Source organism: Streptomyces brasiliensis, from assembly GCF_014647875.1.
GTDB lineage: Bacteria > Actinomycetota > Actinomycetes > Streptomycetales > Streptomycetaceae > Streptomyces > Streptomyces brasiliensis.
Genome location: NZ_BMQA01000075.1, coordinates 1 through 21,815 on the forward strand (window position 1 = coordinate 1; position 21,815 = coordinate 21,815).

Genomic DNA, 21,815 nt, shown 5'->3' on the forward strand with positions numbered 1-21,815 from the left:
GAAACCATGCCTGACCAGCAGGAATCAAACGATCAAGTTCGGTTGAGATACGGCTTCTGACCAAGCGGTGAAAGAGCTCCGGCGACGGCAGGGCGTAGTCGGTCGGCCTCTGGTTTGTGGTGGCCCGTCAAGCCGGGGTGTCGGCAACGGTTGAGCTCCACCAGCAGTGACACGCCAGGGTGAGGACCCTGGGAGCTGTCGATTAATAACTCCCTGGATCTACTGGTCGTGTGGGACGGGTGGGGTGTCGCCGGCGATCGCGGCGAGTTGCTGTGTGGAGGTCACGGTGAGGCCGCCGGTGGGCACCGTGTGGCCGAGTGCGATATGGACCAGCGCTTCTGCAGGAGGAAGACGACGAGATGGTCGGCGGCGGAGAGCCTTCGGGTGCCGGCGCCGGGACCGCCGTCGGGGCGTTTCCCGGGGAGCAGGACCGTTGGGTGTTGGGTGCAGTAGTCGCGGTAGCGGGCGACGAGGTCGTCGAAGGCAGGGGGTTCCAGTCCGGTGAGGCTGGGGTGCCGCAGCCAGGTGGGGAGATTGCCGCCGACGGGGAAACGTCCGAACTCGCCGTCCCGCCACATCAGTTCGTCCCGGTCACGCAGCAGCCGTACACACTCCTCCAGCGCGAGCGGCAGGCCTTCGGTCCGGTCGTGCAGGAAGGTGGCGAAGCCGGCCGAGACGCGCTGGCCGTCGAGCATTGAGGACACCAGGCCGGGCACCTCGGACAGTGGGTAGTTCGCCGAGTGCCACGCGCTCCTGGCAGACGCCCGCCGGTGGACACGAGGTCAGCCGCAGCAGCCGCGAGTTGGGCGGCACCTCCTCGGGACGGTAGGTCAGCATCAGGCTCAGCGGCCGGGGCCGGCGGGAGGCGACGTACATCAAGAAGTCGAGCGTCGTAGCGTCGGCCCAGTGCACGTCCTCCACCACCAGAACCTCCACGCCGAGGCGGTCGAGCAGTTCGGCCTGCGCCCGGAAGATCTGGTGCCGGACGACGCTGGCGTCGGCCAGTGACTGCGGCGCGGTCGGCAGACGGCCGGCCCACTCGGGGAACAGCGGGCGCAGGACGCCGGCGAGCGCGGAAAGCCCGAGGCGAGCCACGTCAGGCGTGGCCTGCCGCACGGCGTCCACGACCGGCCCGAGCGTGAACGCCTCCAGGAAGGGCGGGCACACCGCCACTAGATGATCGATTCCAAGGGGTACCAGCTCTGAGCGGACCGCTACGATCAGGGCCTTGGCCGTGGGGGCTGCGGGGGGAGGGTCTTGTGGACGCCTTGGCGGGTCTCGGGCGTCGAGGAGTGCTCGTGCTTGGCGCGGCGACCATACTCGCGGCCTGTACATCGACTGCGAAGTCAGGTGCCAGCAAGGTCGGTACGGACTCCGAACCGCTGGAATGTCCGTTCGCCGCGCTCGGCCCGCTCTCCGAGGTTCATTGGCTGGGCGTCGTGCGGGGCACCGATTCGAGGGTGTCCGTTCCGGGTCCCGCCGATGTTCGTGTGGTGGGCCTCGCCAAGCTGAGAGCGGGCGGCGCCACCGCCATCGTGGGGGCATCACAGCGGGATTTTCAGCCCGCAACGCCGAGCCGGCTGCCCGAGACGCTCGCGCAGTTCATGCCCAAGAGCGCCAAGTGGGTCCGCAGTGAGTCCTTCGACCGTGAGGTGACGGGCGGGACGTATGACGGCGCGTTCTACTTCGACCCGGGGACGGACAGGGTCTACTTCGACACGACCAATCCGAGTACTGCCGCCAGCTCCGACCCGTGATCACGTCCCCCGGTTCGGCCCCGTGGACGAGGCGAGGGCGTCCAAAGTCATTTTGTGACGAACGACTTGGACAGCCTTGCGGCCGCACTGTACGTGAAGACCGACGACTTGCTAAAGGACTCGCCGCAGTTCGTCCCGTGGCGGCCGGCTGTGGGCATCGCGCCACAGCTCAGCGATGCCGAACTGGTGACCTTGGCGATGATGCAGGCGATGCTCGGCTTCACCTCCGAGGCCCGCTGGTTTCGGCACGCCCGCGCCCACCTGCGGCACTTGTTCCCCTACCTGCCCCAGCAACCCGGCTACAACAAGCGGCTGCGCAAGGCCGCCGACCTCATCCGACGCATCACCCGAACCCTGGCCTGCGACACCACGCTGTGGACCGACGACGTCTGGGTCGTCGACTCCACCCCTGTCGAGTGCGGCCGCTCCCGCGAGACCGTCAAGCGCTCCGACCTGGCCGGATGGGCCCAGTACGGGTACTGCGCCAGCCACTCACGCTACTTCTGGGGGCTGCGGCTGCACCTGGTGTGCACCCTGCACGGCCTGCCGGTCGCCTACGCGCTGACCGGGGCCAGGACCGACGAACGCGAAACGCTCCTGGACATGTTCGCCGCCGAGCCCCGACTCACCGACGAGCGCCCAGCGCAGACACTGATCGGGGACAAGAACTACTTCGGCCGCAAGTTCGAGCAGCAGCTCGCCGAGCTGGGCATCCGGCTGCTGCGGCCCAGACGCAACGGAGAGGCGGAATGGCCCGGATCGCAGCTGTTCAAGCCGCTGCGGCAGATCATCGAGTCGGTCAACGAGACCTTCAAGGGCCAGCTCGACCTCGAACGGCACCCCGGTCGTACCCCCGGCGGCGTGGCCGTTCGCGTCCTGCGGCGCATCCTCGCACTGACCGCCGCCATCTGGCACAACGATCACACCGGACAGCCGATCAGGCGCACCGCTGACCACTTACGATCACTGACTCCCTTGGAATCGATCATCTACTAGGGGGCCGCTCGCAGCTTGTTCAGGATCTGTTCCAGGGACTTGCGGACGTCGGGGTCCCCTGTCCGGCCGAGCTCGTGCTCCAGGGCGGTGACGAGCTGGTCCGCGGCGGACGGGACCCGCTCGTCGAGCAGGCGCACGGTATGGACGGCGCCTTCGACGAAACCCGTGGCACGGACCGCCTTCATGACCCTCCTGCGTACCGTGTCGACGACTTCCCACTCGCGGCTGTACCGCGCGATGTAGCGGGCGGCGAGGTACTGGCCGAAGGGGTCCCGCACCAGGGTCCAGCGGGGCTCAGTGTCGGAGGCAGTGGCCGGCGCCGGACGGACGGGGAAGTCCGACTCGGAGAATAGGGCCAGCAGTTCGTTGGCGAGCCCGGAGCCGTACGACTCGGGGAGGGTGTGGCGCAGTGCTCTGCGCAGGGCGGCGGCGAACTCATGACCGGCCATGTCGGGCGAGCCGCCTGGCCGGATGACGAACCGGTAGGCCAGGCGGCACACGATCTGGCCGAGTTCCTCGGGCCGGAGAGCGGAGCGGGAGATGCCCCGGTACTCCTCACGGCCGCCGAAGAGCAGGGTGTACGTGCTGTCGTACAGGTCGATCAGCCGGTGTGGGAGATGGCCGTGGCGCTCGTACACGGCGGCCAGTTGGGCCAGGAGGAGCGGGGTGGTGAGCCAGTCGGTCACCTCCGGGGAGGAGGTGACTTCGGTGAACAGTCGTTCGGCGTCCGACGGGAGCATGTGGGTCGCTCGCGCCCACTGGGAGAGGTAGGTGCGGACGTCGCCCGGCGCGAACGCGTCGATCGCATGCGGGGCGAATCCGCTCGCCACCAGGCCCGAGACGGAGGCGCCGGGGCGGCTGAAGACGACGACCTCGGCCCGGGGGTACCTCACGCAGAACCTGGCCACGTCGACCTGGGCGCGGTCGCGTTCGCGGACGGACAGTTCGTCGAGGCCGTCGAAGATGATCAGTGTACGGCGCTCGGTGAGAAGGAGTTCGAGCGTCTCGTACGACATCTCCAGGTCGTGGCGCAGACCGACCGAGTCGGCGATCAGCCGCTCCAGGGGCCGCGGCTGGCCAGCGCGCAGGCGCAGGGGGACGGTGAAGGCGACGTCCAGCCGACCACCGTCGTGCCTCGCGGCGACCTCGTAGCAGATCCGGTCCGCCAGGACGGTCTTGCCGGTTCCGGCGCCGCCGAGGACGAGGACCTTGCGGTGCTCGGCGGCGACGCCCTGCCAGGGGGCGTGCCGGGCACCGGACCAGGTACCTTCGGTGGGAGTCAGGCGCTGGGGAATGTACAGCTCGTCGGGGGCGGAGAGCCGCCGTTCGTGGCCGGGGAACGCCACGGGGAAGACGCCGGACCACTGGCTGTCCAGCAGGCGGCTGCGGTAGCTCTCGAGGAAGTCGCTGGTGTAGACGTCCAGAAAGCGGGCGACATGCTCGCCGTCGGGGTCGTCGCCCGTCGTCTCGCAGTACTCCCGAGCGAACAGCTTGAGCAGGTCGTGGTAGCGGAAGTGGACGCCGTCGCTCGTCTCGACGAGCTGGGCGTCGACCAGGAGTTCCAGCAACTCCTCCGCCCGTGCCTCCGGCACCTGGAGGAAGACGCCGGCGTGCCGGGCCTCGAAGCGGCTGAGCGGGAGCCGAGAGAGGACGCGGAAGGCGTGGGCCTCGGCCTCGTGCAGGCCGCGGTAGCTGATCTCGAAGCTGCCGCGGACATCGAGGGAGCCGTCAGCCAGCTTGGCGAGCCTGGTGCGTTCGTCGGTGAGCACGTCGGCGAGCTTGCCGACGGTCCAGTGGCGCTTCCTCTTGAGGAGGGCACCCGCGATGCGCAGGGCCAGCGGGAGGCGGCCGCACTGCTGGACGAGGGTGCGGGCGGCGTTCTCGTCGTCCGTGCCGGGCCAGTGGCGCTGGGAGACCTCGGCGAGCAGGGTCAGCGACTCGGCCTCGCTCATCAGGTCCAGGTGGTGGAGCAGGACGCCGTCGATCGCCGACAGGGGAACGCGGGAGGTGACGATGACGAGGCAGGTCGCTGTGGCGGGGATCAGGTCCGCGACCTGATCCGCCGACTGGGCGTTGTCGAGGAGGATCAGGCAGCGGCGCCCGGCGAGGAGGGAGCGGTAGCGCTGGGGGAGGTCCTGGGCGCCGACCGGGACGCTGAGGGTGGCGGGGTCGAGGTCGGCGACGAAGCGCTGCAGGATCTGCGCGGCGGTGGGCGGCTCGCCGTTCTGCTCGCCCAGGTCGGCGTAGAGCTGGACCTCGTCGAACCGCCCGGCGAGCCGGTGGGCCATGTGCACGGCCAGGGCGGACTTGCCGACGCCCGGGGTGCCGTATAGATCGATGACGTGGGGGCCGGGGCCGTCGTCGCCGGTCAGGGACTCGACCGCGGTGATGTGGTCAGTGCGCCCGCTGAAGTCCTTCGGTCCCTGCGGGAGTTGGCGCAGGGAACGGGTGGGGGTCGGCGCGGAGGTGAAATAGATCGGTGCGTAGTTGTCGCGGAGCACGTTGACTTGTCGGGCGTGGTCGGTGGCGAGCGCCACGGTGCCGGGCCGGGCCGGCCGGCGTTTAGGAAAGCGAAATGGGCCCACTGTTGTTTCCGCTGATGTTGACCTGCCTGGCGTTCCCGCTCGCGTGGGCGATCAGCGTCTGCGTGGCGGGGTCACGCTGGGCGGCGGTCACCAGGGCTTCGAGGGTGGCGGCGAACTCCGCATCGCTCTCCAGCTCGTGCCGCAGATGGCCGGCGACGGTGGCCCGCGTGCCCTCGTCCCCAGGACTCGCCTCCAGCTCGGCTAGGGCGGCGCTCTGCGCGTCGGAACGGCCGAACCGTTGCCGGACGGCATGCGCGACGCTCTGGATCTTCAGCCAGGCGGCCTTCCCGGCCTCCGTCGCGGCGCCCTCCCCGAACTTGGTCGCAACCAGCGCCACCGCCACGACACTCAAGGTAGCCGGATCCATGCTCGCCTCCCCCACGCGTCCCCACGCCACGGTCCTGCCCCCACGCTACCGGTGCGAAGCGGGCTCCGGCAGCGAAACGGTCACGTGCCACGGCACCAATGTCATGAGACACCACACCTAGGCGGCGGCAAGTTGGAGGAACTCCGGCACGACCTGGGCGCGGGCGTAGGGCTGGAAGCGGGGAGGAGGTCGTCGACGAGGCTGATACAGCGGGGTGCGCCGATACGACGGGCCAGGATCAGAGACTCGGTGGCGGCGCACGCTGCGGGCTCGGGTTCCTTCAGATCGAGGTAGCTCTCGGCGCGGTAGGCGAGGAAGACGCCTCGGTTCTTGTCCCGGGCCCGTGGCAGGAGCCGTTCGCCCTCGGTGATGAGGCGGTGGGCACGGCCGGTGTCGCCGAAGTCCAGGAGGGCCTGGCATCAGTCGCTCAGAGATAATCTCGGCTGCCGTCGACCCCGCCGCTCACCCGCCCGCCCTGTCTGCTCCTGTTGCCTTGCTCAGCAGGGCGGCAAGACGGACGGCGGTCTCCTCCCCGGCTCGCTGCCTGATCAGGCCCTCTTTGGCAGCTGCACGAAGCCAGACCTCCGAGCTGTCCTCATCGGCCTTCAGCACCCGAGCGGTCACGACCACAGGATTCAGACCACCAGCACCGCCGCTGGCAACAACGCGGATTGTCTCCTCGTCCTCGCCAGAGCCAACTGGCGCGGTTTCGACTGCTCGGCCCGCCCTCCCGAGCACACTGGAGACGCGGTTCACCGCATCATCGAACGGCAGGGGGACAAGCAGGTCGATCTCATAGACGTTCTTCCTCATCAGCTTGGCCACAACCCGGACCAAACCACCACTACCCCCACTCACCGCGCCAAGAGCAGCAAGCTCTTCAGCCAAGATCTGGTCCTCGCTCTGCTCCACGCGTCCCACCCTCACCAATCGATCGCCCTACCAGGCCGCCACATGCTGTTCCGCTCGGCAGACCATGTTGACGCATACCGATCAAAAAGTCGCGTCCCTGCTTCGTCTCATCCCGATCAGGCAGGCGACTTGACTTGTCAGTCCCCTGAGATGTCTCAGGGCGGGTACCGAGCTATGGGGTCCGAGCGGGACGTCTGCGCCGCGAGCGCCTCCAACAGCCCTGTCAGTTTCGCGGTCGCTGCCCGCCAGGCAGATGGAAGCAGTGGTCGTCGACGCCGACCGGCCCGGGCCCGTCCGGCCGATCGCCGACGCCTTCTGTTCAGGTTCAGGATCCACCCGACCGAGTGAATTGTCAGTGGTGACATCTACTGTCCCTTGCATGACCAGTTCGCCGAACTCCCGTGACAGCGCGTGGGTGTTGGAGGCCACCATCCGGACCGCACCGGTCGCCGAGCCTCAGTGGCAGGAGCAACTCAACGGGCTCCACACCATCGCCTCGTACGACCCGCAGACCCAGACGTGGCATGCCCGCCTCGGCGCGCTCAACCTGGCGGGTGTGCAGATGCTGCAGGCCCTTTTCGAGGCCGCGCGCGTCCACGGAACCGACGTGCCCTCACGCCCGTAGCGGTCCCGTCCCACTGGGACGGCCCCGTCTTCACGCGTGGACGGGACGTGGCAGCTCTGCTGGAGGCGCAGGCCGCTCCCGGTCGGCCGCTCGGCCAGTTGCCTCTGGCCTGAGGAGCCCTCGGCGGTCGCGGAGTTCGAGCACACTGTCGGCGACCAGATCGTCACCTTCGATGGCTACTACTTCGGCGAGGCCCCGCTCGAACAGAGATGGGTCTGGTTCGATCACCGCCGGATGATGCGGGCTACGAGGCCGGCCACGGCGGTGAGCGCGCTCATGACGGCGGCGCCCACGCCCAGGGGCTCGGCGAGAGTCGGGTGCACCCGGGCGAGGTAGACGGTGGCAGCGGTGATGAGCAGTCCCACCACCAGGGCGAGGAGAAGCACCACCAGGCGCAGCTCCCGGTGGTCGCCGCCCTGCGGACGGGGAGCGTCCGTGTCCGTGGTCATGAACGGTGATTTCCTTTACATATCGGGCATCTGCGGCGTGCGGGTGGCGCCGCGGTATGCAGCTGGCGGATGGCATCCACGGTGACTGCTGCTCGACGGCACCAGTACGCGAAAACGACGCCACTTATCCGCCACCCTTCACGACGGTCGCCACAATGACCGGACCAAGGTGGGGGGTCTCCAAAGCTCCGTCCACACCCGGTGCGCTTCGGTAGCGTTCCTCCATGGCCCCCCGCAAGCCGCCCAGCAGTGCCGACCAGCAGCTCATCGAGCAGGCGGCACGACACGGCTTCACTGCCACCGCCAAGCAGCTCGCCAGGTGGCGGCGGGCCGGGCTCCTGCCGGGGAACATCCCCGGCGGCGGCCTCGGCCGGGGCCGGGGCAGCACCTCCACGCCGCCGCCCGAGAGCTTCGACCTGGTCCTCGCTCTCGCCCGCCTCGCGGGGCGGGGCAAGCGGCCGACGGACCTGGCGCTGCTGCTGTTCGCCGAAGGCCTCCCGGTACCTGAGGCGACAGTCCGTGCCGCCTTCCGCGCCGCCGTGGACGCCGTCGCCATTCCCGGCGAGGACAGCGCCCAAGGTGGCGGCCTCGACCTGGACGAGCGGCTGGACCAGCTCTCCAACCACGCCGCCGACAGAGGCCAGACCACTTCTCTCGTCCCGGCCCGGGCACGCCGCATCGACGAACGCATCGCCGACGTCCTCGGTGGACTCCCTGCCGAACTGTTGGAGTTGGACCAGAGCGCTGAACCGTCACCGCTCACACCGCAGGACGCCACGCTGACCGCCATGACGGCGACCCTGGGCGGTTCCGTCCCTCTCCAGGACATCGGAGCCTTGCTGCGCGCCATGAGCCCCGGCATGCCCGCCAATCCATTCGCCTCGCTCGTCGAGACCACCCGGGAGGATGTCCCGGAAACCGCGGCGAGGGTCCTCGCGGACGACGGCTCACTGACCTTCATCCCTGACGGCGACGCCCGTGATCTCCTGCGGGCGTTGGTCGACACGGTGCCGCTGGAAGACCTTGCTGCAGGCTGGCGCACGGCGCAGCAGGTGCGTGAGTGGGCGCTGGACCTGTGCCAGCGCGTCGAGGGTGAGCTGGACACTGGACAGATCGGCGAGGCGGTCACGGAATGGCTTCACGGCAGGCAACTGCGGTCCGGGATCTCCGTCATCGAGACCCTGCGGGATCGCCGCTGGTCGCCGTCGAAGGGTGCACTCTCGGCGCTGATGCTGCTGTTCCAGTGCCAGATGTTCACATTGCTCGACAGTCTGGTCCCCGGCTGCCAGTGGCACGTCCTGCAGATCCCGGGGGTGGTGCCGCCGCCCATCTATGACTTGATTCTCGGCAAGGTCGTCGGCCCGGAAGCAGGGGCCGCCAGCTGAACCCGGGCCGGAGCCACATCGGTCGGCGGTCACGTCTCGAAGAGGGGTATCACCTCTCCGTTGTCTCGGGGAGACACGGGTTGCCCGTCCACATGCCACCAGGCTTGTTGAGAGTGGTGCGGAACAGGTCGATCGTGGCCCGTACTTCAGGTGCTCTGTCCCATTCGGCGCCGTACTCGCCGAGGTTCGTCAGCCGCCTGTGCACGATCCTCTCGGCTACTCCAGCGACGTCCTGCGGCACTGCGAACACCCGGTGCAGAGCGATGATCGGTCTCATCCGGCTCGCGATGGACGGGGCGACACCCAGCAGGGCCCAGGCCCACCCCGTCTCCTCGTGCCAGTAGAACCGCACTTCGCTCATGCGGTCCACAGTGCGGCTGATGTCCCACACGAGGACGATGTACATCGTGCGGCCGCGCTCGCGCGGGGTGCAGGCGGCCCTCACCTTGCCGGGCGGGATCCCGCGCGGCAAGGTGAGGGCGTGGTCGACGGCCTGGACGTAGGGCCAGTGCGGCAGTCTCTCGGCTGAGCCAGGTGTCAGGCCCGGCGGGTTGAGGATCACCAGCGCTCGCCTCCAGAGATTGTGGTCAGCGGGTCAGGACGCGCGGGGGAAGACGGCGGTGGGCCCGATCGCGGTAGGCCCGTACCTGGCGCGGACGCGGTCCATCGCGGCCTCGGCGACCAAGCGGGCCTCGCGGGCACCGTCCAGGCTGATCTGCCGGGCGACCCGGCCGGCGTCGACCAGGTCCTCACCCCTGAGGACGAGTCCGGTCAGGCGGCCGCGCTGCAGGCCTGCGGCGTCCATCAACTGGTAGGCGGCGGTTCGCAGGTCGTCATCATGCGCGGACGGCTCCGGCAGCCGGCGTGTCTTGTCCCACGACGTCCCACCGGCGAACCGCGGGGTCAACGTCAGGGCGCGGGCGGCCTGTTCGCGCCGGCGCAGGAGATGTCCGAGCTGGACGACCAGGTCCAGGAGGGCGGCGCGGGCGGCGGCACCGTCCAGAGCATGGCGGTCGAAGACATGCCGGACGGTGGCGGAGGGGGCAGGGTGCGGGGGGCGACGGGGCGCGGGTCGATGCCGCGGGCCCGGTCGGCGGCCGTGCGGCCGGCCTTGCCCCCGAGCAGGTTGCCGTGATCACCTGCGTGCGCAGCCCTTCCGGGGGCACGGTTCCGGTTGCAGGAAATGCAAGCGCGCGGACAACCGCGTCGACCGCTTCGCGCTGGTGCGGCCACAGAGTTTTCCTTGCCATGATCCGATCCGCCCTTTCCTGCTGTCTGGAAGGTTCGGTCATCACCGGGCGCGCCATCAAATCTGCGAGGATTGTACCGGGCCGGGGCCGCGGTGGCAGACGTGGGTTATTCGGTGGGGAGGGAGTCAAGGAGTTTCTGCGCGGTCTTCAGGGCGTCGTCGTATGCGGTGTCGCCGAGGGCGAGGGCCTGTTGGAGGCAGGAGCGGGCCTCGTCGATCTCGCCCAGTCCGATCAAGGCCTCACCCAGGAACGCAAGCGCCTGGCTCTCCCAGGAGGGGAGGCCGATGCGTCGCACCTGGAGGAGGCTGCTGCGCAGCTGGTCGACGGCCTCTGGCCACCGACCCAGTGCCATGTGGTCAAGACCGATGACCACGGTGGTCTGGGCGCGGGTGAGCTCGGCCATGTACGCGCTCACGGGGCAGTCGGGGGCATCGAGGAAGGCGATGATGCGCTCGTGCTGGGCGAGGGCTTCCTCGGGCCGGCCGAGTCCGCGTAGGGCGATTCCGTAGGCAGTCACAGCCTGGAGCCAGCCGTCGTGGTGGCCGGCGGTTTCGAAGAGGTCGATTGCGGCGAGAGCCTTGTCGGCGGCGGCCTGGTGCTCGCCGAGAAATGTGTGGGCGCTTGCGGCCCAAAGCAGTGCCCATGCCTGCTGGGTGGGGTCCTGGGCGTGGCGGGCGTGCTGCAGCGCCTCGTCGGCTCGTTCGACGGCCTCCTGGTGTCGGGGCACGCAGTTGGTCAGGGCCCAGGCGTAGTGGTTGAGGTGGACGGCCTGCAGGTGTGGGTCGTCGAGTGCAGCGGCTGCCTGGCTGGACAGGCGGTAGATCTCCACCCAGTCCGCCCGGTGGCCCAGGAGCGCGGCGCACCATCCCAGGGCGTGGGCGGTTTCCACGACCTGGGTGTGTTCGCCTCGGGTGGCGGCGGTGCGCAGTGCGGCGTACCAGGCGGGGGCTTCGTTGTCGAGCCAGGTCCGGGCCTGCTCGGTGTTTTCCAGTGGGACCAGGCCCTGCTGAGGGGCTGGCGAGGCATCTTCCTGGGGTGGGAACCAGCGGCCGGCGGCCGTGGCGGTCTGCAGCAGCCAGGTGCGCAGTTGGTCCTCGGCCGTTTCCCGCTCGCCGGGTTCCTCCTCGCTCCCCAGTCGGTTGCGGGCGAACAGGCGGAGCAGGTCGTGGAGTTGGTAGCGGCCGGTGTGGGCGGCCTGGAGCAGTCCGGCCTCGACCAGCTCTTCCATGACGTCTTCGGCGTCGAAGAGGCCGGTGGCGGTGAGGGCGGCGCCGTAGGCGGTGGTGAAGTCGGGTGCGGGGATCAGGCTGAGCAGTCGCAGCATGCGGGCGGCCGGAGGAGTCAGTTGGCGGTAGGAGAGTTCGAAGGCCGCCTCCACGCGTACGTCCCCGGCGGTGAGGGCGGTCAGGCGGCGTTCCTCGTCGGCGAGGCGGCGGACGAGGTGGTCGACGTTCCATCCGGAGCGGATGGTGAGCCAGTTGCCCGCGACCCGTAGCGCCAGCGGCAGGTGTCCGCACAGCTGCGCCACCCGTGCCACCGCCTCGGGTTCCGCGTCGGCCCGCGTCTCGCCGAGGATCCGGCGCAGCAGTTCCACCGCCTCGGCCTGTGTCATCTCCGCGAGGGCCAGGCGGTCGATGTTCTCCAGTCCGGTCAGTGGGCGGCGGCTGGTGACCAGCACCATGCTGCTCCCGCTCGCGGGCAGCAGTGGACGGATCTGGCCTTCGTCGCGGGCGTTGTCCAGCACGACCAGGCACCGTCGCTGATCCAGCAGCGCCCGCAGCAGCCCGGCACGCCCGGCCGTGTCCTCGGCCGCCAGTCGGCTGTCCGAGACCCCCAGCGCCTTCAAAAGCTTCACCACGGCCTCGCCGGGGTCGACGGGGCCGTCCACGCCGTGCAGGTCCGTCACGAAGCACCCGTCGGGGAACTCCTGCGCCAGGTCCGCTGCTGTCTTCATTGCCAGTGTGGTCTTTCCGCATCCGGGAGGGCCCGAGATGACTGCCACCGACGGTCCCGCGCCGGCGCCGGACCGTTCTGCGGCCTGGCGCAGCCAGGCCAGTTCACGCTCGCGGCCGGTGAAGTCTTCCATCGGGCGCAGCGGGACGGCCGCTCCCGTCACTGGCGCCGTACGCGTGGGGCGCGCCGCCCGTGCGGCCGCCAGTAGTGCCTCGCTGTCCGGGCCCGTCAGCCTCAGGCCTTCCGCCAGTGCTGCCACGGTGCGTCGCTGGGGAACCTGGATACGTCCCCGTTCGATGTTGCTGATCGCGCGGGGGCTCACCCCGGACGCTTCGGCCAGTTCCTCTATGGTCAGACCGGCCCGTTGCCGCAGTCCCCGCAGCATCACACCGAACGGCTGCACCTTCGACACGTCGCCCCCCACTCTTCGAGTTGGGGGGAGGATACGGTCCTGCCTCGATCGGGACATTCCTTGTTCGCCTGGCGGACGGCACAGGATCAGCGTGGAGCCCTCGGAGTGATGCCGACGAAGGCACGGCGGCTTGGCCGCGGTGCCGGGACTTTTGCCACCAGCCGTTACCAAGACACAGTGCGGTCAGCTTCTCGGTGGCCAGTTCGGTGAAGCTGCATCTCGTTGTCATGGGTTTGCTGCAGCGGTTTGTCATGGTGCTGGTTTTCGTTGGTCGGGGCAGGGGGTGGCCTTCCCTGTCAAGTCACGTGTCGTTGACTCCTAACGTGAAGTGGACACTTCCGATGTCGGAGTCTCACGTGTGGGCTCGATCGCGAGGCCGATACGATGATGCCGTTAAAAGGGCGGTTCGCGAGTAGATGTTCCTTTCCTGGAGAGGGGAGGGCGCGACAGCTGTTCAGGGCGCCGCCGACAATCACTTCCTGGCAGCCACCATTGCCGTCAGCTCCTCGACTGCTGTGCTGGCCGCGATGGTCGAGGGACAGGGCGTCGAGTTTCTGGGCGGTCGTACCCACGGCCCCCTGACCAGCCTGGTCTGAGAGACTCCACCGCCGACACTGCAAGCGAATACTCTGGCACAACCGCTTCAGTAGCGATCTCGCGGAGGTTGACGCGGCACCATGAAGGTATCCCTGCGCGAAACCCAGGACGGCGACCTGCCCATTTTCTGGGAGCAGTTGACGGACCCGCAACTGCAGTACATGGCGGCTGCTACCAGGAAGTATCACTACGATCGCGCCCACTTCGACCAATTCTGGGCCAGTGTGCGGTCCAATCCAACGGTACTCTTGTGGACCGTTCTCGCCGACGGCGTCGTGGCAGGGTACGCCTCCGTCGGCGGATCGCCCTCCGAGCGTGAGGTCTCCTACGTCGTCGGACGGGCCTACTGGGGTCGAGGCATTGCCTCGCAGGCGCTCGCTGAGCTCATCAGGCTGGAGGAGACCCGGCCGCTGCATGCCACCGCTGCTGCCGACAATGTCGGCTCCATCCGTGTACTGGAGAAGTGCGGCTTCGTCATGACGGGGAGCGGCCGTGACTTCGCACGGGCTCGGGGGCAGGAAATCGATGTTGTGCACTTGAAGCTGAGCTGAGCGAATGACCTCGACCCGGGCTACGCAGCCGGCCTGCGAGGTTGCGCGGGGGAACCTGTGTCTGTTTCTGGCTGAGGCTGGAGCAAGGTCGCTGGAAGACTCTGTAGACCACTACGTTCTGGTGAAGTTGCCGGTGTTGGCTTCGACGAGAATCCCGAGCTTGACCAGGCGTTTCAGCTTGGCGCGGGTGCCTTCGACGTTCTTCGGCAGCAGTTCGTGACCCAGGGCTTGGCAGACGTCCCTGGCCCGTAGTGGTCCGGTCGCGTGGTTGAAGGCGGCGAGGATGCGCGGGTAGTCCGGGTGCTCGGGCAGGTCCCGGCGCGGCGGCGGGAAGCCGGTCGGCGAGGCCGGTAACGGTCGTGCGGGTGATCTCCAGATGCTCCAGGTGGGTCTCGGCTTCCCGTAACCGGTTCTGCAGCCCGTCAATCTGTGCGCGGAGGTCGTCGGCCAGGGCCCGGGCGGCCTCTTCTTGAGGCCGCCTGGGACGCGCCCCTGATAGGAGAGGGCCAATTTCCCCCGGTCAGGCTGAGGTTGAAGGCCGGCCCACGCCCTGAAAACCGCTGTGCGGTAGACAGCGATGGTTCCCAGCGGCCACAGTTGGCGACCATGGCGGAGCTCGTGTTCGGGGTCATCGGCGCGGTAGTTGGCCTCGGGGGACTGGCGCTGACGTTTGTCGGGAACCGGCAGCAGCGGCGGCAGGCGCGGGAGCTAGGCGCGCGGGAGACTCATCTCCAGGCACGGGAACGGGAGGCGGAGCGCCGAGAGGCGTCCGTTCACGCGTCGATGCTCCGCGTGGAGGTCACCCGGCACGCGTCCACCCTCGACCCGTCGGTCTCTCTCTGGCGGCTTACCGTGACGAACGGCAGTACGCAGCCGTTCACCGGGGTGGCCCTCCGGTACGACGACCGGGCGCTGGGGTCGCCAACGCTCAACGGCCACCTGAACCCCGGCGCCTCCACGGCGGACGCGCTTCCGGTCGCCGGGGAGCCTGACCCCGCGCGGTGCGTCGTGGAGTTCACCGACGTCGCCGGCCGGCTGTGGCGCCGCCGGGCGACGGGCGACCTCCGCCTCGGCCGCCGCGGCCCGGATGGGCAGGTCACCTGGGACGCGGACGAGCCGTATGCCATCCACGCCCGCGACATCTCGGGCCACGTGGGGATGTACAAGTACCGAGTGCCGAGGGCGCACTACCGGAGCTCGTCAGGGTGCACGCCCGCCCTGGTTCTCCTGACCCTGTCCTCCGTGGCCTACCTCATCATGTACTTCGTCCATCGCTAGATCGGGGACGCCTCATAGCGTCACGGCTTCGCCGTACCTGGCCGTCGCCACCACCAGCCCCAACTGGCGCTACGCTCACCGCCCATGGACATACCCTGGTCGTCGCTGATCGCCGGGACGACGGCGGTGTTCAGCGCGGTCGCCACCGGTGGCGCGTGGATGGCGGCGCGACGGGCCAACGCCACGGCGGAGGCGGTCGCCCGCATCGAGCGGGACCGCTGGCACGCCGACTACAGTCGGGCTCTGCCGGTGGCGAGGTAAGTTCGTGGCGGATGTCGCGGTCGGTAGCCGACTGACGATGACCAGATGGTGACCAGAGCCCCGTCTGTCCACGGGTACGAGCCGTGGACTCCTTCGGACAAGGCTCTGGCCTCGGTGGTGCGGCCTCAGCTCTTAGCTGAGGCCGCGGCCCCTGGTGTTACTTCCATTTCTCGTAGAAGTACGCGACGACCATCAGAACCTCGCAGGCCGCCGACACGGTGTCTGCCCTGAAGCGGAGTTGGATGCCCCTCGTGAATCGGCTCCTCCATTCCCTCTGAGCCTTGAAGTGGTGGTCTTGCCCGGATCGACGGGACGGCATCAGAGCCGACCCCCCTTCGGACGGACGGGGAAGCGCCCCGCGCCACACCGCGAGCACCGCCCGCGTCTGCCCGGCGAACCGCACCCGCTCGCCCACCCCGATCGAGGCTGGCCTCGACAGCCTGCGCATCTGACTTCCCTCACTGCGTGTGCCCGACCCCGACCCCTGTCTGCGCAGTAGACCGCCAGCGGTCCGGCCCGCCTGTTCGAGCATCCCGACGGTCCCGTCTGCGGTGTGCACCACAGTGCCACTGCCCAGCAGGGACCTACCAAGGTCAGCGCGAAGGGCCCCGATCCACAGCAGATGAAACAGCGCCGGCAGGACCCGCAGCACGTCCCCAGTCTCCTCGGCTCCCACCCGCAGGCGGCGAGGCTGGCGGAAGACCTCCATCGAACGCCCGGCGACCTCCGTCTCACGACCGCACCGCCGGTGCCGGTAGCGGGCCAGCCACCGCAGATTCGCCATGAACACCGGGTCCGGGACGCCGACGTGCGCAAACTCCCAGCCGACCGCCGAACAAGCCCGCTCAGTCGCGACGAACGCCTCCGCGGTCCGCGCGTCGCCTGGTCCTCGGCGCGGACATCGACCACCCGGCCACGGCCATCAGCCAGCCGTACGAAGTAGTCAGGCGCGTGCCGCCGCCTCTCCTCCCCATCGCGCCAGTGCAGCCAGAACGGCTGGGAGGCGATCCCCACCACGTCCGGGGCGAAGTCCAGCAGGATCAATCTGTCCCGCTCAAGCCACGACTCATAACCCACATGACCGCCGGTCGTCGCGGCGTAGTACCAACCCGGGAAGCTGCGATCGCCCTTGTTCCAGCGGAAACCCCGCACAGGTGGAACGTCCTCGAACCGTACGTTCCACGCAGCGCCTAACGCCGCACGACGGCGGCACCCGCCATCGAAGAAGTCCAGGTCGAAGGCACTGAGCACGGGATCGCCGTACGCGCGTATCGGTTCCCCCACCGGCTCCCCAAACAGCCAGACCTAAACGATCACTCAACCTTCGGTGAGAAACCTAGCAGTCACTCAACCTTCGGTGAGAATCGCTCAGCCTTCGCTGAGACAGATCACTTGTCGTGGTTGTCCGCTGTCATCCAATCGAGTCGTTTGACAGCGAACCCAGTCGTTTTGGCTTCCTTGCCAGTGAATCTAGTCGTACGGGGCGAGGGACTGGGGAGGCCGAGTGGCCGTACCGGCTGGGGTGGATCTTGCGGAGACGTACGTCGAGCTGTCGTACGTGGACGCTGGACGTGAGCGACGGCGGCGTCCGCTGCTCGACTGCGTGACGGCCAGATTCGAGGACGTGGCACCAGTACGACGGTTTCGCTGGTCGCGGGGTGAACGTCATTTCCCGGGCTGGTACTGGGCGTCAACGACCGGGCAGCACGTGGGCTTCGAGTCGTGGCTGGAACGCGACCGGCTGATCCTGCTGGACTTCGATCCCGAGGTGGTGGGGATCGCCTCGCAGCCGTTCTGGCTGCACTGGCACGACGGCGAACGGGAACGTCGGCACGCTCCGGACTACTTCGTTCGCCACGCGGACGGCTCAGCGGTGGTCGTTGATGTCCGGGCGGACGGCCGGATCGAGCCGAAGGACGCTGAGGCGTTCGAGGTGACCCGTTTGGTCTGCGCTCAGGTTGGGTGGGGGTTCGAGCGGGTCGGGGAGCCGGGAGCGGTGCTGTTGGCGAATGCCCGGTGGCTGTCGCGCTACCGGCATCCCCGATGCCTTCGCGGTTCGGAGGCAGAGCGGCTCCGGGAGGTTTTCGCGGCTCCCGGCCCGTTGATGGCCGGCGTGGACGCGGCCGGTGACCGTCTCGCCACGCTGCCCGCTCTGTTCCATCTTCTGTGGCTCCAGGAGCTGACCGCCAAGGAGATGGCGGCCGAGTTGCTGGGCCCGTCCACGATCGTCGGCATGGCGAGCGATGGTGTCCGGTGAAGGGGAGAGGACGGCGGGTGCCCCCGACGGCCAGGATTGCAGAGTTCCCCAAGACCGCTGCTGAGCAGGCGCGATGGTGGGAGAGGCACATCCTGGAAGTTCTGGACGGCTTGCTTCCGGACGCTCCCGAGGGGACGGTGCCTCGTTCGGAGTTCGACCCGAAACGGACCTCGCTGGCTCAGCGCGAGCGGGCCAAGGCGGCGGAGCTGACGGCGGCCGGGCACCCGATGACGGCCAGCGGGATCAAGCAGCGGCGCCAGCGCTACCAGCGGGATGGGCTCGTGGGGCTCGCGGATGGGCGATCGGCCAAGCAGATGCCGGAGTTCGGCCGGGTCGCCCCGGCGGTGGTCGAGGCGATGCGGCAGACGATTGCCGAGACGGCCGAGGCGTCGTCGAAGACGATTGGTTTCGTGGTCTGGCGGACGACTCAAATCCTGGCGGACCGTGAGGACGCAGAGGGCATTGAGCTGCCGTCACAGCGCACGCTCTACCGGCTGTTCGACAAGCTGGCGACCGGCACCCACGCGACGGGTTCGGCGACCACGCGTCGTTCGGTGAGTGCGCGTCCGGCCGGGCCGTTCGGAGAAGTTCCTGCCTGCGCGCCGGGTGAGTGGATGCAGATCGATTCCACGCCGTTGGACGTGCTGGTGCGGCTGGACGAGGGCATCGCCGAGAAGGTCGAGCTGACGGGAATGGTCGACCTCGCGACCAGGTCGCTTCCTGCTGCGGTGCTGCGGCCGACCACGAAGGCGGCCGATGCTTCTGCTCTCCTGGCTCGGAGCATCGCCCCGGAGACGATGCGTCCGGGCTGGTCGGATGCTCTTCGGATGTCGAGGTCGGTGATGCCGCACAGGCGTCTGCTGGACTTGGACGAGCGGCTGGAGCACGCGGCCGCGAGGCCGGTGATCGTGCCGGACACGATCGTCTGTGATCACGGCAAGGTCTTCATTTCGAAGAACTTCCGTGCGTCCTGCCGCTACTTGGGCATCACTCTTCAGCCGACTCACAAAGCGTCGCCCTTCGAGAAAGGCGCGATCGAGAAGACTCTGGGTTCTGTGGCCACGCTGTTCGCGCAGTTCGTCGCGGGTTACACCGGCCGGTCGACGGACCGCCGCGGCCGGGGCCTGGAGAACGGGCCGCTGTGGTCACTGCCCGAGTTGCAGAGCCTGCTGGACGAGTGGATCGTCGCCGTCTGGCAGAACCGGCCGCACGATGCACTGCGCGACCCGGACTCGCCGAAGCGGGCGTTCTCGCCGAACGAAAAGTACGCGACGCTGCTGGAGTCGTGCGGCTATGTTCCAGCCCCGCTCAACGGCGAGGACTACGTCGAGTTGCTGCCCGAGCGCTGGCAGGCGATCAACGCCTACGGCATCCGGATCAACCACCGAACCTACGACGGAGCCGAGTTGGGGCCGTTGCGCCGCCAGCATTCCGGTGTGGTGGAGAAGAAGGGTCTGTGGGAGATCCACTACGACCCCTACGACGTCTCCCGGGTCTGGGTACGCGACCGCCGCAACGAGGCGGACCCGTGGATCACGGTGTTCTGGAAGCACTTGCGCCGCGTTGGTGTCCCGTTCGGAGAGCTGGCCTGGGACCACGCCCGCGCGCAGGTCCCGGGCGGGACCGAGGAACAGATCGCCGATGCTGCCGCCGCGCTGCTGCGGCGGGCCCACGACGGTCCCACCGCGGAGAAGGGCCGTCCGGCCAGACGCTCACGGCGTGACCGACGGGTCGCCGCCCGCACCCGGGCCACGGCCACCGACCGTCCCATCCCTGATCCGCCCGCTGTCGATCCCACACACGACGAGGAGACGGACACCGAGGTGGCCAAGGTGATCCCGCTGGGCCTGTTCGACCCGTTTTCCAACCCCTGGAGGCGCACGTGACCATCTCCGAACCGGCGTCCCGGCACCTCTCGTTGGACGAGGCGGATGCCGAGGCCAACCGGCAGTTGACCACTCTGGAAGGATGGCGGAAGTTCCTCGATGATTCGCCCGCGTCGCCCGTGCTGCTGACTCCGGCCGAGCTGAAGCAGCTGCCGGAGATCGAGCGGGCTCTCTACGACGAGGACCGGCTCGACCATCACGCCCGGATGCTCGTGGTCTCCACCTCGTTCGTCGAGAAGACCGTGGTCTGCGGCCGTCGGCTGGTCCTGCTCAACCGCCACGCGGTCAGTGCCCGTCGCGGCCTGATGGTCTCGGGGCTCCCCGGAACGGGCAAGACCAGCGCCATCACCCAGCTCGGACGCGCGCATGAACTCCTCGACCGGGCCCGTCATCCCCACGTCGCCGACCGTATTCCCGTTCTCTACGTCACGGTCCCTCCTGCCGCGACCGCGAGGATGGTTGCTGCCGAATTCGCTCGCTTCCTGGGCTTGCCCGTCCGGTCCCGGTCGAACATGACGGACATTATCGAGGCCGTGGTCGGCGTCTGCACTGATACCCGCACCGGTCTCGTGCTCGTCGACGAAATCCACAACGTTTCGCAGGTCACTCGGGCCGGCAGCGAGGTCTCCGACACCTTGAAGTACTTCTCCGAGCGGATCCCCGCCACGTTCGTTTACGCGGGCATCGGCCTCGAAACCAGCGAGCTCTTGACCGGCACGCGGGGCGCCCAGATCTCGGGCCGCTTCACCCTCGTCCCCACCCGCCCGTTCCCCTACGGCGACGAATGGAAGGGACTGGTCGCAACCCTGGAGGACACCCTGCTCCTCCACCACCACCCGCCAGGGAGCCTGATCAAATTGGCCCGCTACCTCCACGATCGGACCGCCGGCATGATCGGAGCCCTGTCCCACGCCATCCGGGGAGCCGCAATCGACGCAATCCTGAGCGGCACCGAACGCGTGACCAGGGAAGGACTCGCCGCGATCCCTCTCGACCATGCAGCGGAGAGCCAGAAGAAGCCGCTCAAGAAGGTGACCAGGTGATCAGCAGCCCCTCCGCGGCACCTCAGACGCCGTGAGCACCCCTCACCTCGCGGAGCACCTGGTTCCTCTCCCAGTCCGCGTTCGCCCACGGCCTGGGGAGGCCGTCGACTCCTACGTCCGCCGCTTGGCCCTCGCCAACCATCTCAAGCCCAGCTACCTGCGCAGTTACCTTGCCGGGCCACCCGACTACGGGCCCGGGAAACGCCCACGCCCCGACCGGCTCGCCGCCCTCGCGGGACGTGAACAAGGCATTCTGGAACGGGCCTTGCTTGACCTGGTACGGCAAAAACCGGCGCCGCCAAAGAAGCCCAAGCGCAGCTTCACGAAGGCCGCGGACAAACCCGCGCTCTTCATAGCGATCCGGCGAGACGCTCAAGCTGAACAGCTGCCGGTCTCCCACCTGGCGAGACGTCACCGTGTCAGCCAGGCCACCGTCCGGCAGGCTCTGAACTCGCCCACGCCACCGCCCCGCAAGAAGCGACCTCCCACCGTGGGCCCGGCCAAGGGACGGATCGGCCCGCTGATCGACGCCATCCTCGATGAGTACGCCGCCGCCCACGCCGGCCAGTTCCCCACCATGAGGGTGATCTGGGAGAAGCTGCTGGACGAACACCATGTCACGGCCGCCTACGCCACCGTCCACCGCTACCTGGCCAAGCATCCGCACTGGAGCCCGGACACCTTGGCTCGGCAACCCAACACGCCTTCAGGAGACTTTCTTGCAGCGGCCCAACTGCCCTTCCAGAGCAACGTGATCAAGCACTATCGGGCACTACTGGCCGCAGTCCACCGAGACCCGAAACGGCATGGACTCGACGGCTCCTACGCCACGACGACGGCCTTCATCCTCGGCCTCGACGCCGGCAGCTCGTGGAGCATGCTCACCGGTTTCCAGGAATGGCTCGTCGTCCGACTCGGCAAGGGACACGACCTGACCTGGCCCGTTCTCGTCCGCCACCTCGCCCCCGGAGGCTGGTCCCACCCACTCTCCACCCAGGCCGACGCTGCAGCCGTCACTGCGCTCTACCAGCTCATCGGGGAATTCTTCACCACACGAGAACAGCCGGACGGCCTTGCCCGGATCTTCCGGACCTACCAGACCTGGGCCATCACCCAGGACTGGTATCACCTCGAAGACCCGGCGAAGTTGCCGGGCTCACGCGAGGGCCAACGGCCTGACTAACCCGGTCGAATTTCGAGCAAGGAGCCGCAGACCACATCCTGTCCGTCGTCTCCTGCTGAGTTGATACT

19 protein-coding genes and 3 pseudogenes are annotated in these 21,815 nt (G+C 68.5%); 12 read left to right on the top strand and 10 right to left on the bottom strand.

The window, feature by feature from the left end; all coding sequences use genetic code 11:
• Positions 1 to 219 precede the first annotated feature (219 nt).
• A pseudogene (locus tag IEZ19_RS43140) lies at positions 220 to 560 on the bottom strand (ISAzo13 family transposase); the annotation flags it as partial.
• 738 nt (positions 561 to 1,298) lie between these two features.
• Between IEZ19_RS43140 and IEZ19_RS43145 the strand changes: the two are divergent.
• Together IEZ19_RS43145 and IEZ19_RS43150 are read left to right on the top strand one after the other, a co-directional pair.
• Complete coding sequence (locus IEZ19_RS43145) at positions 1,299 to 1,757, top strand: hypothetical protein (RefSeq protein WP_189316870.1); 459 nt, start codon at positions 1,299 to 1,301, stop codon at positions 1,755 to 1,757.
• A gap of 54 nt (positions 1,758 to 1,811) precedes the next feature.
• Positions 1,812 to 2,727: pseudogene (locus tag IEZ19_RS43150) on the top strand (IS982 family transposase).
• A 22-nt stretch (positions 2,728 to 2,749) separates the two neighbouring features.
• Here IEZ19_RS43150 and IEZ19_RS43155 read toward each other — a convergent pair.
• The 3 genes from IEZ19_RS43155 to IEZ19_RS43165 all read right to left on the bottom strand — a co-directional run bounded on the left by IEZ19_RS43155 (position 2,750) and on the right by IEZ19_RS43165 (position 6,617).
• On the bottom strand, positions 2,750 to 5,290 hold the full coding sequence (locus tag IEZ19_RS43155; RefSeq protein ID WP_189316872.1) for an NACHT domain-containing protein: 2,541 nt from the start codon (positions 5,288 to 5,290) through the stop codon (positions 2,750 to 2,752).
• Between the two features lie 25 nt (positions 5,291 to 5,315).
• Positions 5,316 to 5,705: a Het-E N-terminal domain-containing protein gene (locus IEZ19_RS43160; RefSeq protein ID WP_189316873.1), complete on the bottom strand. Its 390-nt coding sequence runs from the start codon at positions 5,703 to 5,705 to the stop codon at positions 5,316 to 5,318.
• 462 nt (positions 5,706 to 6,167) lie between these two features.
• Positions 6,168 to 6,617 (bottom strand): hypothetical protein, encoded by a 450-nt coding sequence (locus IEZ19_RS43165; protein WP_229841518.1) that lies wholly within the window; start codon positions 6,615 to 6,617, stop codon positions 6,168 to 6,170.
• A gap of 379 nt (positions 6,618 to 6,996) precedes the next feature.
• On the opposite strand from IEZ19_RS43165, the gene IEZ19_RS43170 reads away from it, so the two are divergent.
• Entirely contained in the window at positions 6,997 to 7,242 is a 246-nt protein-coding gene (locus IEZ19_RS43170) for a hypothetical protein (RefSeq protein WP_189316875.1), read from the top strand.
• 224 nt (positions 7,243 to 7,466) lie between these two features.
• Here IEZ19_RS43170 and IEZ19_RS43175 read toward each other — a convergent pair whose 3' ends face one another.
• A complete protein-coding gene (locus IEZ19_RS43175; RefSeq protein WP_189316876.1) occupies positions 7,467 to 7,691 on the bottom strand; it encodes a hypothetical protein in 225 nt (74 codons plus the stop codon).
• Between the two features lie 224 nt (positions 7,692 to 7,915).
• On the opposite strand from IEZ19_RS43175, the gene IEZ19_RS43180 reads away from it, so the two are divergent.
• On the top strand, positions 7,916 to 9,076 hold the full coding sequence (locus tag IEZ19_RS43180) for a protein kinase family protein (protein ID WP_189316877.1): 1,161 nt from the start codon (positions 7,916 to 7,918) through the stop codon (positions 9,074 to 9,076).
• A gap of 49 nt (positions 9,077 to 9,125) precedes the next feature.
• Here IEZ19_RS43180 and IEZ19_RS43185 read toward each other — a convergent pair whose 3' ends face one another.
• The 3 genes from IEZ19_RS43185 to IEZ19_RS43195 all read right to left on the bottom strand — a co-directional run bounded on the left by IEZ19_RS43185 (position 9,126) and on the right by IEZ19_RS43195 (position 12,691).
• Positions 9,126 to 9,638, bottom strand: coding sequence for a DUF6292 family protein (locus IEZ19_RS43185; protein ID WP_189316878.1), 513 nt, complete (start codon positions 9,636 to 9,638; stop codon positions 9,126 to 9,128).
• A 33-nt stretch (positions 9,639 to 9,671) separates the two neighbouring features.
• Positions 9,672 to 10,079 (bottom strand): DinB/UmuC family translesion DNA polymerase, encoded by a 408-nt coding sequence (locus IEZ19_RS43190; RefSeq protein WP_308429081.1) that lies wholly within the window; start codon positions 10,077 to 10,079, stop codon positions 9,672 to 9,674.
• 353 nt (positions 10,080 to 10,432) lie between these two features.
• Positions 10,433 to 12,691, bottom strand: a complete 2,259-nt coding sequence (locus IEZ19_RS43195; protein ID WP_189316879.1) for an ATP-binding protein — start codon at positions 12,689 to 12,691, stop codon at positions 10,433 to 10,435.
• Positions 12,692 to 13,107: 416 nt separating this feature from the next.
• Between IEZ19_RS43195 and IEZ19_RS43200 the strand changes: the two genes are divergently transcribed.
• Together IEZ19_RS43200 and IEZ19_RS43205 are read left to right on the top strand one after the other, a co-directional pair.
• On the top strand, positions 13,108 to 13,287 hold the full coding sequence (locus IEZ19_RS43200; protein WP_189316880.1) for a hypothetical protein: 180 nt from the start codon (positions 13,108 to 13,110) through the stop codon (positions 13,285 to 13,287).
• Between the two features lie 81 nt (positions 13,288 to 13,368).
• On the top strand, positions 13,369 to 13,839 hold the full coding sequence (locus IEZ19_RS43205; RefSeq protein WP_189316881.1) for a GNAT family N-acetyltransferase: 471 nt from the start codon (positions 13,369 to 13,371) through the stop codon (positions 13,837 to 13,839).
• Positions 13,840 to 13,950: 111 nt separating this feature from the next.
• On the opposite strand, the gene IEZ19_RS43210 is transcribed toward IEZ19_RS43205, so the two are convergent.
• Positions 13,951 to 14,265 (bottom strand): hypothetical protein, encoded by a 315-nt coding sequence (locus IEZ19_RS43210; protein ID WP_229841519.1) that lies wholly within the window; start codon positions 14,263 to 14,265, stop codon positions 13,951 to 13,953.
• Between the two features lie 180 nt (positions 14,266 to 14,445).
• Between IEZ19_RS43210 and IEZ19_RS43215 the strand changes: the two genes are divergently transcribed.
• Positions 14,446 to 15,117 carry a hypothetical protein gene (locus tag IEZ19_RS43215; RefSeq protein WP_189316882.1) on the top strand — a complete coding sequence of 224 codons (672 nt, stop codon included), beginning with the start codon at positions 14,446 to 14,448 and terminating at the stop codon, positions 15,115 to 15,117.
• 84 nt (positions 15,118 to 15,201) lie between these two features.
• Positions 15,202 to 15,378 carry a hypothetical protein gene (locus IEZ19_RS43220; protein WP_189316883.1) on the top strand — a complete coding sequence of 59 codons (177 nt, stop codon included), beginning with the start codon at positions 15,202 to 15,204 and terminating at the stop codon, positions 15,376 to 15,378.
• 157 nt (positions 15,379 to 15,535) lie between these two features.
• On the opposite strand, the pseudogene IEZ19_RS53915 reads toward IEZ19_RS43220, so the two are convergent.
• Positions 15,536 to 16,662: pseudogene (locus tag IEZ19_RS53915) on the bottom strand (TnsA-like heteromeric transposase endonuclease subunit).
• A gap of 220 nt (positions 16,663 to 16,882) precedes the next feature.
• Between IEZ19_RS53915 and IEZ19_RS43230 the strand changes: the two are divergent.
• The 4 genes from IEZ19_RS43230 (at position 16,883) to IEZ19_RS43245 (ending at position 21,747) form a co-directional block, all read left to right on the top strand.
• Positions 16,883 to 17,635 (top strand): TnsA-like heteromeric transposase endonuclease subunit, encoded by a 753-nt coding sequence (locus IEZ19_RS43230; protein WP_189316884.1) that lies wholly within the window; start codon positions 16,883 to 16,885, stop codon positions 17,633 to 17,635.
• Positions 17,636 to 17,772: 137 nt separating this feature from the next.
• Positions 17,773 to 19,521, top strand: a complete 1,749-nt coding sequence (locus IEZ19_RS43235; protein ID WP_506005013.1) for a transposase family protein — start codon at positions 17,773 to 17,775, stop codon at positions 19,519 to 19,521.
• Positions 19,518 to 20,564 (top strand): ATP-binding protein, encoded by a 1,047-nt coding sequence (locus tag IEZ19_RS43240; protein ID WP_189316886.1) that lies wholly within the window; start codon positions 19,518 to 19,520, stop codon positions 20,562 to 20,564. Before IEZ19_RS43235 ends, IEZ19_RS43240 begins: the two co-directional genes overlap by 4 nt.
• 31 nt (positions 20,565 to 20,595) lie before the next feature.
• On the top strand, positions 20,596 to 21,747 hold the full coding sequence (locus IEZ19_RS43245; protein ID WP_189316887.1) for a TniQ family protein: 1,152 nt from the start codon (positions 20,596 to 20,598) through the stop codon (positions 21,745 to 21,747).
• Positions 21,748 to 21,815: the final 68 nt, after the last annotated feature.

Coding starts and splice junctions, on each gene's coding strand:
- IEZ19_RS43160 (WP_189316873.1), bottom strand. CDS start 5,705: ATGGATCCGGCTACCTTGAGTGTCGTGGCGGTGGCGCTGGTTGCGACC.
- IEZ19_RS43170 (WP_189316875.1), top strand. CDS start 6,997: ATGACCAGTTCGCCGAACTCCCGTGACAGCGCGTGGGTGTTGGAGGCC.
- IEZ19_RS43175 (WP_189316876.1), bottom strand. CDS start 7,691: ATGACCACGGACACGGACGCTCCCCGTCCGCAGGGCGGCGACCACCGG.
- IEZ19_RS43180 (WP_189316877.1), top strand. CDS start 7,916: ATGGCCCCCCGCAAGCCGCCCAGCAGTGCCGACCAGCAGCTCATCGAG.
- IEZ19_RS43200 (WP_189316880.1), top strand. CDS start 13,108: ATGTTCCTTTCCTGGAGAGGGGAGGGCGCGACAGCTGTTCAGGGCGCC.
- IEZ19_RS43205 (WP_189316881.1), top strand. CDS start 13,369: ATGAAGGTATCCCTGCGCGAAACCCAGGACGGCGACCTGCCCATTTTC.
- IEZ19_RS43215 (WP_189316882.1), top strand. CDS start 14,446: ATGGCGGAGCTCGTGTTCGGGGTCATCGGCGCGGTAGTTGGCCTCGGG.
- IEZ19_RS43220 (WP_189316883.1), top strand. CDS start 15,202: ATGGACATACCCTGGTCGTCGCTGATCGCCGGGACGACGGCGGTGTTC.